This is a genomic window from Amnibacterium flavum (assembly GCF_003097495.1).
In the GTDB taxonomy this organism is placed as follows: domain Bacteria; phylum Actinomycetota; class Actinomycetes; order Actinomycetales; family Microbacteriaceae; genus Naasia; species Naasia flava.
Window position 1 is genome coordinate 96449 of record NZ_QEOP01000001.1, and the last position, 16061, is coordinate 112509.

Consider the following 16061-nt stretch of genomic DNA (forward strand, 5'->3'; position numbering starts at 1 on the left):
CGGCGCCTGTCAGTTCGCGCGGTAGGGGGCTACCACGACTTCGACGCGCTGGAACTCCTTGATGTCGGAGTATCCGGTCGTCGCCATTGATCTCTTCAACGCTCCGATGAGGTTCGCTGTTCCGTCGGCGACGGGCGCCGGGCCGAAGAGAACCTGCGAGAGCGGGGCTACCTGCCCGACCTGCACGCGGTTGCCGCGGGGCAGTTCGAGGTGGTGGGCCTCGGCGCCCCAGTGCCATCCGCCGCCGGGGGCGTCGGTCGCGCGGGCGAGGGCCGTGCCGAGCATGACCGCGTCGGCTCCGACGGCGACGGCCTTGACGATGTCGCCGCTGGTGCCGAGGCCTCCGTCGGCGATGACGTGCACGTAGCGTCCGCCGGATTCGTCGAGGTAGTCGCGACGGGCTCCCGCGACATCGGCGAGCGCCGTGGCCATTGGCGCGTGGATACCGAGCGCCGCACGGGTGGTCGAGGCCGCGCCGCCACCGAAGCCGACGAGCACACCCGCCGCTCCCGTGCGCATCAGGTGCAGTGCGGCCGTGTAGGTGGCCGCGCCGCCGACGACGACGGGGACGTCGAGTTCGTAGATGAACTTCTTGAGGTTGAGGGGTTCGCTGCCGCGCGAGACGTGCTCGGCCGAGACGGTGGTGCCGCGGATGACGAAGAGGTCGACTCCGGCTCCGACGACGGTGCGGTAGTGCTCCTGGGTGCGTCCGGGGCTGAGAGCGGCGGCGACGGGAACGCCGGCGGCGCGGATCTCGGCGAGGCGGCTGGTGATCAGCTCGGGCTGGATCGGTGCGGAGTAGATCTCCTGCATGCGCGCCGTCGCGTCGACGGCGTCGAGCTCGCGGATCTCGGCGAGCTTCGCGTCGGCGTCCTCGTAGCGCGTCCACAGACCCTCGAGGTCGAGAACACCGAGGCCGCCGAGACGGCCGATCTCGATGGCGGTCGTCGGCGAGACGACGGAGTCCATGGGTGCGGCGAGCACCGGGATGTCGAAGGTGAATGCGTCGATCGACCAGGTGGTCGAGACGTCTTCGGGGTCACGCGTGCGTCGGGACGGCACGACCGCGATGTCGTCGAACGCGTACGCCCGCCGCGCCCGCTTCGAACGGCCGATCTCGAAGTCCATACTCACGGGACAACCCTACCCACCCTCCCCTGCGGATATTCCGGGCACGAGATGGGCGTTCCGGGCGAGCGCGCACGTTCCGGCCGGCCCCGCACGCCGGAACGTGCGCGTCACCGCGAGGTCGTGAGTCCGGCGGCCATCAGGTGACGTCCGAAAGCGTTCATGTCCTCGGCGACCGTCCATCCCCACCGGACCATTCCCCGACCCGTGGCGCGCAGACGGTCTTCGCGGACCTTCTCGACCAGCACGACGTCGGCGGTCGATTTGTCGCCGGTGAATTGTTCGCGCACGTACTTCGACCGCCCGTCGAACTCTCCGATGAGCTGGAGGTCGGGCCAGTAGAAGTCGACGATGCCCACTCGCCCGCGCGCATCGTGGATCGGCACCTGCAGCTGTGGCGCCGGGAAACCCAGGATGTGCATGCGCGCTCTGCTGAGCGACTCCCCGGGCGAACCGCTGCGACTGTCCGCGAATTCGATCGCCTTCTCGGCCGCCTTGCGCCGGGTGGGCGGCGACATCCGCTCGAGCTCCTCGTGGATGGACTGCCTCGAGGCGCCATTCGCCAGGCCCCAGTCGAGCGAGGCGACCGCGGATTCGAAGGATGTCGTGAGGGCGAGATCGATGAGGGTCCGCTCGAGTCCCGTCACGAGCAGTCCGTCCACCCTGTCGATCTCGTGCGGAGCGAGGGCGAGCGAGTGCGTCCGGATCTCCGGCTGGCCGCGGCGTCGCGAGCCGCGCGCGATGGTCACGTGCACATCGACGGGCAGGTTGCCGATGATCGGGATCCCGTGCAGCGCGGCCGCGGAGAAGTGACTGAAGACGGGCTCGATCCGCGCGTTCGCCGCGACGGCGTGAATTCGCGCGCGGTGCCGGCCCTCGGCGTCCAATGCGAGCCAGTCCGACTTCGGCATGTACGAACCGCGGCGAACCCGGACCAGCTCGTCCTTGTCTCGCAGGCGCCGGATCTCCCGATCGTCACCCCCGATCCGTTCGAGGTCGCGGGTGAGGATCAGGTTGTGGCGCATGTTCGCCGGAAAGTCGCTCATGCACCGATGCTGCGCAATTCCCGGCCGAATGAACTGCACCGGTGGCCTGCTGGGAACAACCAACTGGAACCTGAACCCGGGGAGGACCTCGCCTCGCCGCCCCGGGTGATGTGCTGCGCGCACGTTCCGGCGTGCAGGGCCGGCCGGAACGTGCGCGCTCGCCCGGAACGCCCATCTTTGGGTGGGGGGGGTTCCCCTCCCGTCAGCGGCGGTAGTTGGGGGCTTCCACGACCATCTGGACGTCGTGGGGGTGGGACTCCTTGAGGCCCGCCGCCGTGATCCTCACGAAGCGGCCCTTCTCCTTGAGCTCCTCAATAGTGCGCGCGCCCGTGTAGAACATCGACTGGCGGAGGCCGCCGGTCAGCTGGTAGACGACCGAGGCGACAGGACCGCGGTACGGCACCTGGCCCTCGATGCCCTCGGCGATGAGCTGCTCGTCGCTCGGAACATCGGCCTGGAAGTAGCGGTCGCGCGAGTACGAGGTCTTCTTGCCACGGGTCTGGAGAGCGCCGAGCGACCCCATTCCGCGGTAGTTCTTGAACTGCTTGCCGTTCACGAACACGAGGTCGCCCGGGCTCTCGTCGGTGCCCGCGAGAAGCGAACCGAGCATGACCGTGTCGGCACCCGCGACGAGAGCCTTCGCGATGTCGCCCGAGTACTGCAGGCCGCCGTCCGCGATGACGGGGACGCCGCTCTCGCGTGCCGCGAGGGATGCCTCGTAGACGGCCGTGACCTGGGGGACGCCGACACCCGCGACGACACGGGTGGTGCAGATCGAACCCGGCCCCACGCCGACCTTGATGGCGTCGGCACCCGCGTCGACGAGCGCCTGCGCCCCGCTACGGGTCGCGACGTTGCCGCCGATGATGTCGATCGCGTCGAATGCGCTGTCGCCCTTGAGGCGGCGGATGATGTCGAGAACGCCGGACGAGTCGCCGTTGGCCGTGTCGACCACGATCACGTCGACACCCGCGTCGCGCAGAGCGCCCGCCCGCTGCCATGCGTCGCCGAAGAAGCCGATGGCGGCGCCGACGCGCAGGCGGCCCTCGGAGTCCTTGGTGGCGTTCGGGTACTTCTCGCTCTTGTCGAAGTCCTTGACCGTGATCAGGCCGCGGAGCTTGCCGGCGGAGTCGACGATCGGCAGCTTCTCGATGCGGTGCTGGGCGAGGAGCGCCACGGCGCCGTCCGCGTTGATGCCGACAGGGGCGGTGATGAGGCCCGTCGAGGTCATCACGTCGCGCACGAGGGTCGTCGCCTTCTCGAACGGCGAGACGAAGCGCATGTCGCGGTTGGTCACGATGCCGACGAGCGTGCCGTCGCCCTCGATGACGGGGAGACCGGAGACCCGGAACTGGCCGCACAGCGCGTCGACCTCGGCGACCGTGGCATCGGGCGTGGTCGTCACCGGGTTGGTGATCATGCCCGATTCGCTGCGCTTGACGTTGTCGACCTGCTCGGCCTGGTCCTGGATGGACAGGTTGCGGTGGAGCACGCCGAATCCGCCCTGCCGCGCCATGGCGATGGCCATGCGCGACTCGGTGACGGTGTCCATGGCGCTCGAGATCAGCGGCGCGGCGACCTGGATCCGGCGGGTCAGCCGTGACGCGGTCTCCGCCTCGCTCGGGATGACGTCGGTGTGCCCGGGGAGGAGCATGACGTCGTCGTAGGTGAGGCCGACGAAGCCGAACGGATCGTGTCCACTCAATTGAGTGCCTTTCACTCTGTGCCGCAGAGGCGAGACAGATGTGCCGCGCCCGCGGTTCTCTCAGGATGCGGAGGAGTCCGGGCAACGCTGCGTACCGGTACCTGATCTTAACGGCGCACGACGCGTTTGATTCCCGGTAGGTTGTCTAACTCGTCACATCAATCCGCCTAACGAAACATCACGGCAATAATCTGTGCGTAGTGTTCCGGACATCGTCGTCCGCTCGCTCGATACCAGCCGTCTGATCCCTCGGCTCGGCCAGGAGGTACCGTGTCCAGTCCTGGACTAATCAGCACCCGCCCCCGCACCATGCGGTTGCTCGCGATCTTCGGTTTCGCGCTCGCCGCGATCGCGTTCTTCTCCACCGCTCCGGCGGCTCACGCCGACGAGGTCGGCCTCGAGGACAACCCGTTCCGGGTCAGCGGCAACGTCCAGTTCAACGGAGATCCCCTCGAAGACGTCAAGCTGACCGTCGAGGGCGGCGGCTACAAGGCGGAGGTCGAGACCGACGCCGAAGGCCAGTGGCGCGTCGGCGTGCCCGAGAAGGCCGAGTACAAGGTCACCCTCGACGAGTCGACCCTCCCCGACGGTGTCGCGGTGGTCGAGGGCTCGAACGAGCAGACCGTCGAGGTCGGCCCGGGTGGCCGCGTCACGACCAACTTCTTCATCGGCAAGGGCGAGCGCAACGTCACCCCCTTCATCGACCAACTCGTCGAACGCCTCGTCAGCGGCCTGAACTTCGGCCTGATGCTGGGGCTCGCGGCCGTCGGTCTCTCGCTGGTCTTCGGCACCACGGGCCTCTCGAACTTCGCCCACGCCGAGATGGTGACCTTCGGCGCGGTGATCGCCTGGTTCTTCTCCGCCGCGCTCGGTCTGCCCCTGTGGCTCGGCATCACCCTCGCACTGGTGCTGAGCGGGGTGTTCGGTTTCCTGATGGACGCCGGCATCTGGAGACCCCTGAGGAAACGCGGCCTCGGCACCGTGCAGCTGATGATCGTCAGCATCGGCCTGAGCCTCGCTCTGCGCTACGTCTTCCAGTTCTTCATCGGCGGAGGCACGCGTCAGCTCCCCGGTTCCAACTCCCCCGAGATCCAGCTGTTCGGGTCGGTGTCGCTCACCGTCATCGACCTGGTGAGCATGGGCATCAGCATCGTCGTGATCGCGGCGCTGGCCTTCTTCCTCCTCTTCACCCGCATCGGCAAGGCGACCCGGGCCATCTCCGACAACCCGTCACTGGCTGCCGCCTCGGGCATCAACGTCGACCGGGTCGTCCGGATCGTCTGGATCCTCGCCACCGCCCTCGCCGGGCTGGCGGGCGTGCTGTACGCCTACTACCGCCCCGGCCTGAAGTGGGACATGGGCGCGCAGATCCTTCTGCTCGTCTTCGCCGCCGTCACCCTGGGTGGTCTCGGCACCGCCTTCGGCGCCCTCGTCGGCGCGATCATCGTGGGCATCCTGGTCGAGATCTCGAGCCTCTGGATCCCCGCCGATCTGAAGTACGTCGGCGCGCTGGTCGTGCTGATCCTGATCCTGCTGTTCCGGCCACAGGGAATCCTCGGCCGTCGAGAGAGAATAGGCTAGGAGGCCCGCCATGGACTGGGGACAGATTCTCTCCAATTCGGCGTCGTTCATCATCGCGCCGGCCACCATCGCCTACGCCCTCGCGGCTGTAGGCCTCTCGGTTCAGTTCGGCTACGCCGGCCTTCTGAACATGGGCATCGCGGGCTTCATGGCGCTCGGCGCCTACGGCTACGCGATCTCGTCGATCACCTTCGGCCTGCCGTGGTACCTGTGCATCGTCGTCGCCATCGCAGCGTCGGTGGTCTACGCGCTGATCCTCGGCATCCCGACGCTCCGGCTGCGAGGCGACTACCTCGCCATCGTCACCATCGCGGGCGCCGAGGTCCTCCGCCTGCTGTTCCTGACCTCGTCGTTCGACCAGTACACGGGCAGCGCCGACGGCCTCACCGGATACCAGGGCAGCTTCCGCGACTCCAACCCGTTCCCGCGGGGGTCCTACGGCTTCGGTCCGTGGACGATGAACGAGAACCAGGCTTGGGTCACCGTCATCGGCCTCGTGCTGCTCGCCATCGCGGTCACCATCGTCTTCCTTCTCATGCGCAGCCCGTGGGGCCGCGTACTGAAGGGCATCCGCGAGGACGAGGACGCGGTCCGGGCTCTCGGCAAGAACGTTTTCGCCTTCAAGATGCAGGCTCTCGTGCTCGGTGGCATCTTCGGGGCCCTCGGCGGGGTCATCTACGCCCTGCCCTCCTCGGTCAACCCGGGGTCCTACGTCACCTCGCTGACGTTCTTCGTCTACACCGCGCTGCTCCTCGGCGGCGCCGCCACGATCTTCGGTCCCGTTCTCGGCTCGGTCGTCTTCTGGGTGCTGCAGACCTTCCTCGGCAACGTCCTGCCCGCTCTGGCCGGGATCGGCATCCTGCCCGTATCGAGCTCTCAGGCGAGCACGCTGAGATTCATCCTGGTGGGCGTCGCGCTGATGCTCATCGTGATCTTCCGGCCGCAGGGAATCCTCGGCAACAAGAAGGAGCTGACCTTTGTCAAGTGACTCCACTCCTGTACCGGCTCCCGCCGCGCCGCCGGTGCCGCACGCACCCCGCCCCAAGTCGACGGGTCTGCACAAGGGGGAAGCCGTTCCCGGCGTCGCCAAGGTCGACCCGATCATCATCGCCGACGGGGTGCGCCGCACCTTCGGCGGTCTGACCGCGGTCGACGTCGACCACGTCGAGATCCCCCGCAACGCGATCACCGCTCTCATCGGCCCCAACGGCGCGGGCAAGACCACGCTGTTCAATCTGCTGACCGGCTTCGACAAGCCCGATGCGGGCTCCTGGTCGTTCGACGGCAAGTCCCTGTCAGGTGTGCCCGCCTACAAGGTCGCGCGAATGGGTCAGGTGCGCACCTTCCAGCTCACCAAGGCGCTCGGCCTCCTCACCGTGCTCGAGAACATGAAGCTCGGTGCGAAGGGGCAGAGCGGAGAGCATTTCTTCCAGGGCCTCATCCCCGGCATCTGGAGGAAGCAGGAGAAGTCGATCGAGGCCAAGGCCCACGACCTGCTCCGCAAGTTCAAGCTCGACGCCAAGCAGGCGGATTTCGCCGCGAGTCTGTCCGGAGGGCAGCGCAAGCTGCTCGAGATGGCCCGTGCGCTCATGAGCGACCCGGTGCTCGTCATGCTCGACGAGCCGATGGCCGGCGTCAACCCGGCCCTCACCCAGTCGCTCCTCGACCACATTCTCGATCTCAAGGACGAGGGCATGACGGTCCTCTTCGTCGAGCACGACATGCACATGGTCCGCCACATCGCGGACTGGGTGATCGTGATGGCCGAGGGCAAGGTCGTGGCCGAGGGCCCGCCGCTCGAGGTCATGCAGAACCCCGCCGTCATCGACGCCTACCTCGGCGCCCACCAGGAGATCGACCTCGGCGAGATCACGGGTCGCTACCACGCTGAGGAGAAGAACTGATGACCGACAGCAGGCAGCTCGTCGTCGAGGTCGATCACGTCACCGCCGGGTACCTCCCCGGTGTCAACATCCTCAACGGGTGCTCGCTCGAGGCCCGTGAGGGCGAACTGATCGGCATCATCGGTCCGAACGGCGCCGGCAAGTCCACGCTGCTCAAGGCGATCTTCGGTCAGGTCAATGTGCGTGAGGGCCAGGTCCGCCTGATGGGCGACAACATCACCGGGCTGAAGGCCGACAAGCTGGTCGCCCGCGGCGTGGGCATGGTCCCCCAGAACAACAACGTGTTCCCGAGCCTCTCCATCGAGGAGAACCTCCAGATGGGCCTGTACCAGCGGCCCCGGGAGTACGCGGAGCGGCTCGAGTTCGTGACCGGGATCTTCGCCGAGCTGGGCAAGCGACTCAAGCAGCGCGCCGGTTCCCTCTCGGGCGGTGAGCGGCAGATGGTCGCCATGGGTCGTGCACTCATGATGCGCCCCCACGTGCTGCTCCTCGACGAGCCGTCAGCAGGCCTGTCCCCCGCCCGTCAGGACGAGGCGTTCATCCGGGTCTCCGAGATCAACAAGGCCGGCGTGACGACCATCATGGTCGAGCAGAACGCACGCCGCTGCCTTCAGATCTGCGACCGCGGCTACGTCCTCGACCAGGGGCGCGACGCCTACACGGGGACGGGCCGCGACCTGCTGAACGACCCCAAGGTCATCAACCTCTACCTCGGCACCCTGGGCGTCGACGCCTGACCTTCCGACGTACGAGAACGGCCGATCGGGACGTCCCGGTCGGCCTTTCTCATTCCGTGCGACTCGCGGACGCCGGCTGGCTCCAGCTGATCAGGAGATCCATCGCTCGCCGGGATGCCGATGCAGGCTCCGTCGTGTACACGAAGAGAGTCTGATCGGGGTCGCCGGGAAGAGTCAGGGTCTCGTACTCGACCGTCAGCTCGCCCACGATCGGATGGCGCAGATTCTTCGAACCGAAGGTGCGCTGGTAGACGCGATGCTCACTCCACCACTGGCGGAACTCAGCAGTGCTGCGACTCAGTTCGGCGACGAGCTCGTTCGCAAGCCGGTCGTCGGGGTTTCGCGCCGCGGCGAAGCGCAGACTCTCAACCGCCGCGCGAGCCTGGACCTCCCACTCCACGAACAGTGCGCGGGCGGCGTCGTCGAGGAACAGCCACCTGGCGTAGTTCCGCTCCTTCGGCACCAGCGCGTCGAAGTCGGCGAAGAGCGCCCTCGCAACACGGGTCGACGCCAGCACCTCCATGCGGCGACCCAGGATCAGAACGGCTTGCCCCTCCCAGGCGTCGAGCAGCTGGTACAGCCCGGGACGCACGCGCTGCACGGAAGGGACTGACCTCGGCCGACGAACGGTCGCCGCGCCCACGAGGTCGTGAAGATGGGTTCGTCCCACCGAGTCCAGATCGAGGGCTCGTGCGATGGCATCGATCACGCCGGCCGAAGGCTGGATCCTCCTGCCCTGCTCGAGGCGGGTGTAGTAGTCGGTCGATACGCCCGCGAGGAGCGCGACCTCCTCACGGCGAAGCCCCGCCACCCGCCGCACCCGGTCGTCGGCCGGGAGTCCGGAACGTGCGGGGTCCCCCTGGCTGCGTGCGCGCCGGAGGAAGTCCGCCAGCTCCCTGTTGATCTCGGCCACGTCTCGAGTGTCCCATTCCACGGAGAGCCCCGCGTGGACCTCGGAGTCCTAGGTACGCACGTCCCAGGAGAGGCACCCCCTGCTATGCCGTCCACAACCGCGCCACGCTCCTCGACACTCGGATGGTCGGCACGTTCCCGTGTCGAAAGGCATCCCTTACCCCTGGAGTGAACATGACTTTCCCCGATTCGCCCGGCACCTGGTTCGTCACCGGTACTTCCCGAGGCCTCGGCCTCGAACTCGTCTCCCAACTACTGGCGCGCGGCCACAACGTCGCGGCCAGCACGAGGTCGAGCGAGCGCCTCCTCGAGGCTCTGGGAGGCGCCGGTACAGACAACCTGCTCGTCCTCGAGATCGACCTGGCAGCCGAGAGCGAGGTCGTCGCGGCCGTCGAGGCCACGAGGGAGCGCTTCGGAGGGCTCGACGTGGTGGTGAACAATGCCGGCTACGGCTTCCTCGGCGCGGTCGAGGAGGTGACCGACGCCGAAGCGCGAGCGATGTTCGACGTCCAGGTCTTCGGCGTCTGGAACGTGCTCCGTGCGACTCTGCCGGCGTTCCGGGCCGCGCGCAGCGGCCACATCATCAACGTGTCGTCGATCCTCGGGTTGACCACATTCCCCGGCTGGAGCCTCTACTCGGCGGGCAAGTTCGCCCTCGAGGGCCTGACCGGTTCTCTCGCTCAGGAAGTCGCGGAATTCGGCATCAGGGTCAATCTGGTCGAGCCGGGCTACATGCAGACGGACTTCCTGCGGCCGCAGTCGCTCGGCCTGCCCAGCTCGACCGTGGACGGCTACTCAGCGATCCGCGAGATGACACGGGTTCACCAGGCCATGCCCGGAACGCAGCTGGGAGACCCCTCCAAAGCCGCCTCCGCGATCATCGCGATCGCCGAGGACCGCTCCGCACCGCTGCACCAGCTCCTCGGCTCCGACTCGCTGGCGATCGCCGCCGGAGCCGTGTCAGCCATCACCGCCGAGATCGAGGCGGGACGCTCGTTGGCCGAGACGACGGACATCCCTCAACCGTGAACGGAAATGGGGCCCCGACCCGAAGGTCGAGGCCCCACTCGTCTGACTAGGTGACTGGATCAGCCCTCGTAGGCGACGTAGTTGTTGTCTTCGCCGTACTGGTAGATGCCGATGGACGCCTCGGTCGGGTCGCCGACCTCGTCGAACGTGATCGGGCCGGAGATGCCGTCGTAGTCGATCGTGCCGCCATCGAGGATGATGGCTGCGCAGTCGGCGTACGTGGTGCACTTCTCGCCGTCACCCGAACCGCCGGACACTTCCTGCAGCTTCGCCTTGATGTCGTCGGCGGCGGTGGAGCCGGCGGCGAGAGAGGCGAGAGCGAGCAGGGTCGTCGCGTCGAAGGACTCAGCCGCGTAGCTGTAGTCCTCGAGCGCCGGCTTCCCGGCGTCGGCCAGGTAGGTGTCGAGCTGACCGGTGAAGTCGGTCAGCGTGTCGATGCTCAGGCCCGGAAGGGTGCCCTTGGCTCCGGTCAGCGAACCTGCGGGCAGGTCGGTGCCGAAGTTCTTGAGGTTTCCGTCGACGAAGTAGAGCTTGTCGGCCGGGAAGCTCGAGAGCAGTCCGGGGAGGATAGTTGCGACCTCCTCGAACGTGATCAGTGCGATCGCGTCGGGGTCGGCCGCGAGGACCTCGCTGATCTGCGATTCGAACGACGTGTCACCCGTGTTGTAGGTGGGCTGTGCCACGACTTCTCCGCCGGCTGCTGTGAAGGCGTCGGAGACGTACTTGGCCAGACCGGTTCCGTACGAGTCGTTCAGCACGATCATGCCGAGCGTCTGGTTGCCGTCCTCGGCGATCAGGTTGCCGAGCACCTCGCCCTGGAGCACGTCCGAGGGAGCGGTGCGCCAGTACAGGTCGTCGTCGTCGTAGGTGGTGAACGCGTCGGACGTGTTGGCCGGCGAGAACTGGATGACGTCGGCGTCGACGAGGGTCTGGATGAACTGGAGCGACGTTCCCGACGACGCGGCACCGATGACCGCGCTGACGCCCTCGCCCAGGAGGCGGGGGATCTCGGTCTCGTACGCCTTGTTGTCGGTGTCACCCGAGTCGCCGTAGGTGACATCGAGCGTGAGGCCCGTGTCCGCCGTCGCGGCGTTGATGAGCGACGTCGCGTACTCGACGCCGGCCTCTTCGGGCGGGCCGAGGTAGGCCAGGTTGCCCGTCTGCGGAAGGGCGGTGCCGATCTTCAGCGTCAGGTCTTCTGCCGGCGCAGCCGCAGATTCCTCGGTTTCGGCGGGGGCCGAGCAGGCGCTCAGAAGGAGTGCACTGACTCCCACGACGGCGATGCCGCCGAGAACGCTCCTGAAACCCAGCCGGCGAGAGGCTTTTGCCTTCTCGAATGCGCTCATGTTTCTCCTATTTCACAATGGAATGTCTTGCAGGAGTGGCGGGCATGACTCCGCCACCAGTTCAAACTATGTGGCACCCCGACCCGAAACAATACGAGGGTGTTACGACCGTGTAACACAGCTAAATCGTTACAGTCCGTGATCTTCAGGGTCGGGTCGAGACCCGCAGGATGTCGCCGATCGCGGCTCGTCCGTCGGCTCCGTAGAGCCAGCTCGAGACCGTGCCCGCGACGAGGTCGCCCGAATCATCGAGGTCGACCGCGCCCGAGACGCCCTGGTAGTCGATGTCGTCCTCGGACCCGAGGACCTGGGCGCATTCGGCGAAGCTCGAGCAGGTCACCCAGTCGCTCGAGACACCGGGAATGGCTCGGGCGATCGACTCGCCGCCGTCATCCCCGGCCACCCGAGCCGCCAGGGCGGCGAGCATGACGGCGTCGTACGACTCCGCTGCGAACCGGAAATCGGTCACCCCCGGGTCGGCCGAGAGCAGGCGGGCGCGGAACCCGTCGTCGAGGGGCGCACCGGCCGTGAGGGCTCGGGCTCCTTCGAGCTCTCCCGCCGGTGAGAGGACGGAGAGGTCGAGAACGCCGTCGCCCACCAGCACGAGCTGCGAGGCGACGACCCCCTGGTCGAGCAGGGAGGCGACGAGCGCTTCCGTCGTCGAGGACGCACCGGCAGCAGCAGCGACGACCACGTAGTCGGGATCGCCGGCGGCGACGTCGGCCGCGGCTTTCACGGCGCTCGTGCCGGATGCGGTGACCGCGCTGACGACGGGGTCGAGGCCGGCCGCTGCGCGGTCGTCCGTGATGGCGGTGATCACACCGGCACCGAAGCCGTCGTCGACGGCGGCGACCGACATCGTCGCGCTCCCGACCAGCTCGGTCACTGCTGCGGCGAGGATCCCGGGACCGCTCGCGAGGCGGAACAGGTAGCCACCCGAATCGAGCTCCGCCGCGTCCATGGCGCCCGCGTCCGGCGAGATGACGGGGATACGGGCCGCCGTGGCGAGAGGGACCAGTTCGGCGGCGAGAGACGGATCACTGGGCCCGACGACCACGTCGACGCCCTTGGCGACCAGTTCGGCGAAGGAGGCGGCGAGGACCCCGCTGCCGGGTTCGCCGACGTCTCGGTGGAACACCTGGACGGGCACTCCCCCGTAGCCGCCGGCCTCATCGATCTCCCGTACGGCGAGTTCGATCCCCGCCACCTGCGCGGCCGACAGGCCCGCCGACGCTCCGGTCGTCGGGACGAGTCCTCCGATCCGGAGGACTCCGTCGCCGTACGGAACGACGGGGGTCTGCGTCGGTGTCGGCACCGGCGCGGCGGCGACCGGCACGTCGCAGGCGGTGAGCCCGAGTGCGATGAGCGCGGCCATCACCGGTAGGGCCAGAGCACCCGTCGACCTGCGCACCGCACTCCCCCGAGTCATGTGAGCGGATGTCCCCGCTGGGACGCGACATTAGCGCCAGGGCACCCGACCGGCTCCGTCGCCACCCCGGGCGACGGTCAGACCGGGCCTCGGCGCGTCTCCCAGGTCACGGTGCGGGTTCGAGGATCGCCGCTGAGCGTCGAGATCGTGCTCCGGCGCGGAGCAGGTCGAAGGAGAGGACGGCGAGCGCGACCCAGACGATCGCGAAACCGAACCAGCGCTCCGGTGGCATGGGCTCGCGCAGCAGGAAGACACCGTAGAGGAACTGCAGGATGGGCGCGATGTACTGGACGAAACCGATCACCGTGAGAGGAAGCCTCGAGGCCGCCGCGGCGAACAGGAGGAGGGGGATCGCGGTGATGGCGCCGGATGCCACGACCAGGGTGGTGTTGAGGGCACCCGCCGAGCCGAAGACGAGACCGGTGGTCGCCCCGACGATCGCGAGCTCGACGACCGCGACCGGAACGAGCCAGGCCGTCTCGAGGGTCAGCCCGCTCATGGCGTCGACCTCGCCGCCGACCTGCTTCTTGATGAGGCCGTAGGTGCCGAACGAGGCCGCGAGGACGAGGGCGATCCACGGCAGGGAGCCGTAGCCGATCGTGAGCACCACGACGGCGACGATGCTGATCCCCACGGCCACCCACTGGAGCGGTCGGAGCCGTTCTCGGAGGACCAGCACCCCGAGGAACACCGTCACGATCGGATTGATGAAGTATCCGAGCGCGGTCTCGACGACGTGACCGGTCAGGGTGCCGAAGATGAAGGTCTGCCAGTTGACGAAGATCAGGAGACCCGCCACACCCATCAGCAGCACGGTGCGCGGGCGACGGAGGATGACGATGAACGGCTTCCACGCGCGCGTCACCGTGAGCAGGAGCAGGCAGAAGGCGAGAGCGAACAGGATCCGCCAGGCGACGATCTCGAACGGCCCGACCGGGGAGAGCGCCACGAAATAGGCGGGCAGGAATCCCCAGAGGATGTAGGCGGTGGCCGCCGCGACGAGCCCGTTGCGCGAGGGCTTCGCCGGAGCCGCGGATGGCGAAGCGGTGGGGTCGGTCACTGTGTCGATCTTAGGTCGCGCCGAGGCGACCCCGTCGTCGACCACCCGCCCGACTCCGTCGCGAAACCGCCAACGGCGAAAGCAGAAGGGCCCGCACGCTCAACGCGTGCGGGCCCTTCTGTGAATGCAGCTGGGTCAGCGGACGACGACCGCGAGAACATCGCGGGCCGAGAGGACGAGGAAGTCCTCGCCACCGAACTTGACCTCGGTTCCGCCGTACTTCGAGTAGATGACGCGGTCGCCGACGGCGACGTCGATCGGAACGCGGTTGCCGTTGTCGTCGATGCGACCGGGGCCGACGGAGACGACTTCACCCTCCTGGGGCTTCTCCTTGGCGGTGTCGGGGATCACGAGACCCGAGGCAGTGGTCTGCTCGGCCTCGACCTGCTTGATGACGATGCGATCTTCCAGCGGCTTGATGGAAACCGACACGGTGACCTCTTCTTTCTTGACCTTGCGACGTGGTTGGCACACGACCTGGTGGAGTGCCAGAACCACTCTAGAGGGAGTTCTGGCACTCTCGCAATGCGAGTGCTAGCAGCGCGATACGCCTCCCGCGGAACGGTGCCGGGACGCGCTCAGTAGGGTTGGTGCGATGTTGCCCGACGAAGCACGCCAGTTGCTGTCCTCCGAGGGCCTCGCCCTCCTCGACAGGATCGGGGGCTACGGATCCGCGTCGGACGTCCTCCGGATCAGCACCGCTCTGCGCCGGGAGGGTCACCCGCCCGACCTGATCGCCGCGGTCCTGACCCAGGCCCGACTCCGTCAGCGCGCGGCGGCCAAATTCGGCCCGTTCGCCGACAGGATGCTCTTCACCGAGGCGGGCCTCGAGCAGGCGACGCGCCTGCCGGTGGCGGCGCTGCACGCGGGCCGATACCGCTCGGCCGGCCTCACGCGCATCGGGGACCTCGGCTGCGGGATCGGCGGCGACGCCATGGCGATGGCGGCCATCGACCTCGAGGTCGTCGCGGTCGATCGCGACGAGGTGACGGCGGCGTTCGCGGCCTACAACCTGGCGCCGTTCGAGGGCGCTGAGGTGCGGATCGGCTCGGCGGAGGAGACGGACCTCTCCGGCATCGACGGGGTGTTCCTCGACCCCGCACGCCGCACTGCCGGACACGGTGGAACCTCGCGGCTCGGGCCCGACGACTGGTCGCCCTCGCTCGGCTTCGCCTTCGGCCTCGGCGATCGAGTGCCGACGGGCGTGAAGCTCGCGCCGGGCATGGACCGCGAGCTGATCCCCGACGGCGCGGAGGCCGAATGGGTCACCATCGACGGCGACACCGTGGAGCTGGCGGTCTGGTTCGGCGCTCTCGCCCGGCCCGGGGTGACGCGCTCGGCGGTCGTCCAGTCCGGAGGCGCGACGGCGCGCATCGACGCGCCCGCCGACACCGAGGACCCGGAGCCGCGAGAACTCGGCCGCTACCTGCACGAACCCGCGGGTTCCGTCATCCGGGGGCGTCTGATCGGCGACGTCGCCCGACGACTCGACGCCGGGCTCGTCCACCCGGGCATCGCCTACCTGACCGGCGACCGTCCGAGCCCGGATCCGCTCGCGGCGAGCTTCGAAATCCGCGAGGTGCTCCCGCTCGATGAGCGCGGCGTCGCACGGACTCTGCGTTCGCTCGACATCGGAACGCTCGAGATCAAGAAGCGCGGCGTCGACATCGACCCCGCCCAGTTCCGCAAGAGGTTGGGCCTGCGCGGTCCGGGGCAGGCGACCCTCGTCCTGACCCGACTCGGCTCGCGCCGGGTCGCGATCCGCGCCGACCGCCTCGCGCCTGCCGCGGCTCAGTAGCCGCTGGTGCCGTACTCGCTGCCCGCGACGCCGAGCAGGATGAGGAACGGGAGCAGGAACGACGCGAGCAGCAGGAGGGTTCCGATGACCCCGAAGGCGATGCCGATGTAGCCCGTCACCAGTCCGGTGACGGCGAACGCCCGGCCCGCGGGCTCCCGCTTCAGGCCCATGTGTCCGAGCACGACACCGACGATCGAGGGGATGCCGAGCATGAACCAGCCGAAGACGAGGCCGACGAGTCCGAGCACCATCGACGCGATGCTGAGCCCGCGCGGAGGCTGGTACTGCGCGGCGGGGTAGTACGGCGCGGCCTGGTACTGGGGCGAAGCGGGGCCCTCGGGGGGCTGGATGCCTGACACGGTGTTCCCTTTCGGTGAGCGGAGCAG

The 16061-nt window shown here is 68.2% G+C and carries 15 protein-coding genes; 6 read left to right on the top strand and 9 right to left on the bottom strand.

The features are described from left to right. Window positions 1–9: 9 nt before the first annotated feature. The 3 genes from DDQ50_RS00455 to guaB form a co-directional block, all read right to left on the bottom strand. Window positions 10–1128, bottom strand: a complete 1119-nt coding sequence (locus DDQ50_RS00455) for a GuaB3 family IMP dehydrogenase-related protein (protein ID WP_116754780.1) — start codon at window positions 1126–1128, stop codon at window positions 10–12. 110 nt (window positions 1129–1238) lie between these two features. Continuing rightward, window positions 1239–2174: a type IV toxin-antitoxin system AbiEi family antitoxin domain-containing protein gene (locus DDQ50_RS00460; protein ID WP_116754781.1), complete on the bottom strand. Its 936-nt coding sequence runs from the start codon at window positions 2172–2174 to the stop codon at window positions 1239–1241. A gap of 202 nt (window positions 2175–2376) precedes the next feature. Beyond that, entirely contained in the window at window positions 2377–3879 is a 1503-nt protein-coding gene (guaB, locus tag DDQ50_RS00465; RefSeq protein WP_116754782.1) for an IMP dehydrogenase, read from the bottom strand. Window positions 3880–4188: 309 nt separating this feature from the next. Between guaB and DDQ50_RS00470 the strand changes: the two genes are divergently transcribed. Genes DDQ50_RS00470 through DDQ50_RS00485 form a run of 4 tightly spaced genes read left to right on the top strand, consistent with a single transcriptional unit; the run spans window position 4189 to window position 8101 of the window. Then, the gene (locus tag DDQ50_RS00470; RefSeq protein ID WP_116754783.1) at window positions 4189–5460 is read left to right on the top strand and encodes a branched-chain amino acid ABC transporter permease; all 1272 of its coding nucleotides are present in this window, start codon (window positions 4189–4191) and stop codon (window positions 5458–5460) included. A 10-nt stretch (window positions 5461–5470) separates the two neighbouring features. Then, entirely contained in the window at window positions 5471–6448 is a 978-nt protein-coding gene (locus DDQ50_RS00475; protein ID WP_116754784.1) for a branched-chain amino acid ABC transporter permease, read from the top strand. Between the two features lie 34 nt (window positions 6449–6482). Then, window positions 6483–7364: an ABC transporter ATP-binding protein gene (locus DDQ50_RS00480; RefSeq protein WP_205663588.1), complete on the top strand. Its 882-nt coding sequence runs from the start codon at window positions 6483–6485 to the stop codon at window positions 7362–7364. After that, window positions 7364–8101: an ABC transporter ATP-binding protein gene (locus DDQ50_RS00485; protein WP_116754786.1), complete on the top strand. Its 738-nt coding sequence runs from the start codon at window positions 7364–7366 to the stop codon at window positions 8099–8101. Before DDQ50_RS00480 ends, DDQ50_RS00485 begins: the two co-directional genes overlap by 1 nt. Before the next feature lie 49 nt (window positions 8102–8150). Here DDQ50_RS00485 and DDQ50_RS00490 read toward each other — a convergent pair whose 3' ends face one another. Beyond that, window positions 8151–9014: a helix-turn-helix domain-containing protein gene (locus DDQ50_RS00490; protein WP_116754787.1), complete on the bottom strand. Its 864-nt coding sequence runs from the start codon at window positions 9012–9014 to the stop codon at window positions 8151–8153. 173 nt (window positions 9015–9187) lie between these two features. Here DDQ50_RS00490 and DDQ50_RS00495 point away from each other — a divergent pair, with 173 nt between their 5' ends. After that, a complete protein-coding gene (locus DDQ50_RS00495; protein WP_116756009.1) occupies window positions 9188–10042 on the top strand; it encodes an SDR family oxidoreductase in 855 nt (284 codons plus the stop codon). A gap of 59 nt (window positions 10043–10101) precedes the next feature. On the opposite strand, the gene DDQ50_RS00500 is transcribed toward DDQ50_RS00495, so the two are convergent. The 4 genes from DDQ50_RS00500 to groES all read right to left on the bottom strand — a co-directional run bounded on the left by DDQ50_RS00500 (window position 10102) and on the right by groES (window position 14309). Continuing rightward, the gene (locus DDQ50_RS00500) at window positions 10102–11388 is read right to left on the bottom strand and encodes an ABC transporter substrate-binding protein (RefSeq protein WP_116754788.1); all 1287 of its coding nucleotides are present in this window, start codon (window positions 11386–11388) and stop codon (window positions 10102–10104) included. A gap of 145 nt (window positions 11389–11533) precedes the next feature. Continuing rightward, a complete protein-coding gene (locus DDQ50_RS00505) occupies window positions 11534–12799 on the bottom strand; it encodes an ABC transporter substrate-binding protein (RefSeq protein ID WP_165829633.1) in 1266 nt (421 codons plus the stop codon). A gap of 124 nt (window positions 12800–12923) precedes the next feature. Beyond that, window positions 12924–13877 (bottom strand): EamA family transporter RarD, encoded by a 954-nt coding sequence (gene rarD / locus DDQ50_RS00510; protein ID WP_116756010.1) that lies wholly within the window; start codon window positions 13875–13877, stop codon window positions 12924–12926. 135 nt (window positions 13878–14012) lie between these two features. Then, window positions 14013–14309 (bottom strand): co-chaperone GroES, encoded by a 297-nt coding sequence (gene groES / locus DDQ50_RS00515; protein WP_116754790.1) that lies wholly within the window; start codon window positions 14307–14309, stop codon window positions 14013–14015. A 163-nt stretch (window positions 14310–14472) separates the two neighbouring features. Here groES and DDQ50_RS00520 point away from each other — a divergent pair, with 163 nt between their 5' ends. Beyond that, window positions 14473–15675 (top strand): class I SAM-dependent methyltransferase, encoded by a 1203-nt coding sequence (locus tag DDQ50_RS00520; RefSeq protein ID WP_116754791.1) that lies wholly within the window; start codon window positions 14473–14475, stop codon window positions 15673–15675. On the opposite strand, the gene DDQ50_RS00525 is transcribed toward DDQ50_RS00520, so the two are convergent. Continuing rightward, on the bottom strand, window positions 15669–16034 hold the full coding sequence (locus DDQ50_RS00525) for a DUF4190 domain-containing protein (protein WP_240614186.1): 366 nt from the start codon (window positions 16032–16034) through the stop codon (window positions 15669–15671). The two genes, DDQ50_RS00520 and DDQ50_RS00525, sit on opposite strands and share 7 nt — an antisense overlap. Window positions 16035–16061: the final 27 nt, after the last annotated feature.

What these genes read in the sequence shown, in the direction of transcription:
- DDQ50_RS00455 (WP_116754780.1), bottom strand. Translation starts at nt 1,128, where the DNA reads ATGGACTTCGAGATCGGCCGTTCGAAGCGGGCGCGGCGGGCGTACGCG.
- DDQ50_RS00460 (WP_116754781.1), bottom strand. Translation starts at nt 2,174, where the DNA reads ATGAGCGACTTTCCGGCGAACATGCGCCACAACCTGATCCTCACCCGC.
- DDQ50_RS00470 (WP_116754783.1), top strand. Translation starts at nt 4,189, where the DNA reads ATGCGGTTGCTCGCGATCTTCGGTTTCGCGCTCGCCGCGATCGCGTTC.
- DDQ50_RS00475 (WP_116754784.1), top strand. Translation starts at nt 5,471, where the DNA reads ATGGACTGGGGACAGATTCTCTCCAATTCGGCGTCGTTCATCATCGCG.
- DDQ50_RS00485 (WP_116754786.1), top strand. Translation starts at nt 7,364, where the DNA reads ATGACCGACAGCAGGCAGCTCGTCGTCGAGGTCGATCACGTCACCGCC.
- DDQ50_RS00495 (WP_116756009.1), top strand. Translation starts at nt 9,188, where the DNA reads ATGACTTTCCCCGATTCGCCCGGCACCTGGTTCGTCACCGGTACTTCC.
- DDQ50_RS00500 (WP_116754788.1), bottom strand. Translation starts at nt 11,388, where the DNA reads ATGAGCGCATTCGAGAAGGCAAAAGCCTCTCGCCGGCTGGGTTTCAGG.
- DDQ50_RS00520 (WP_116754791.1), top strand. Translation starts at nt 14,473, where the DNA reads ATGTTGCCCGACGAAGCACGCCAGTTGCTGTCCTCCGAGGGCCTCGCC.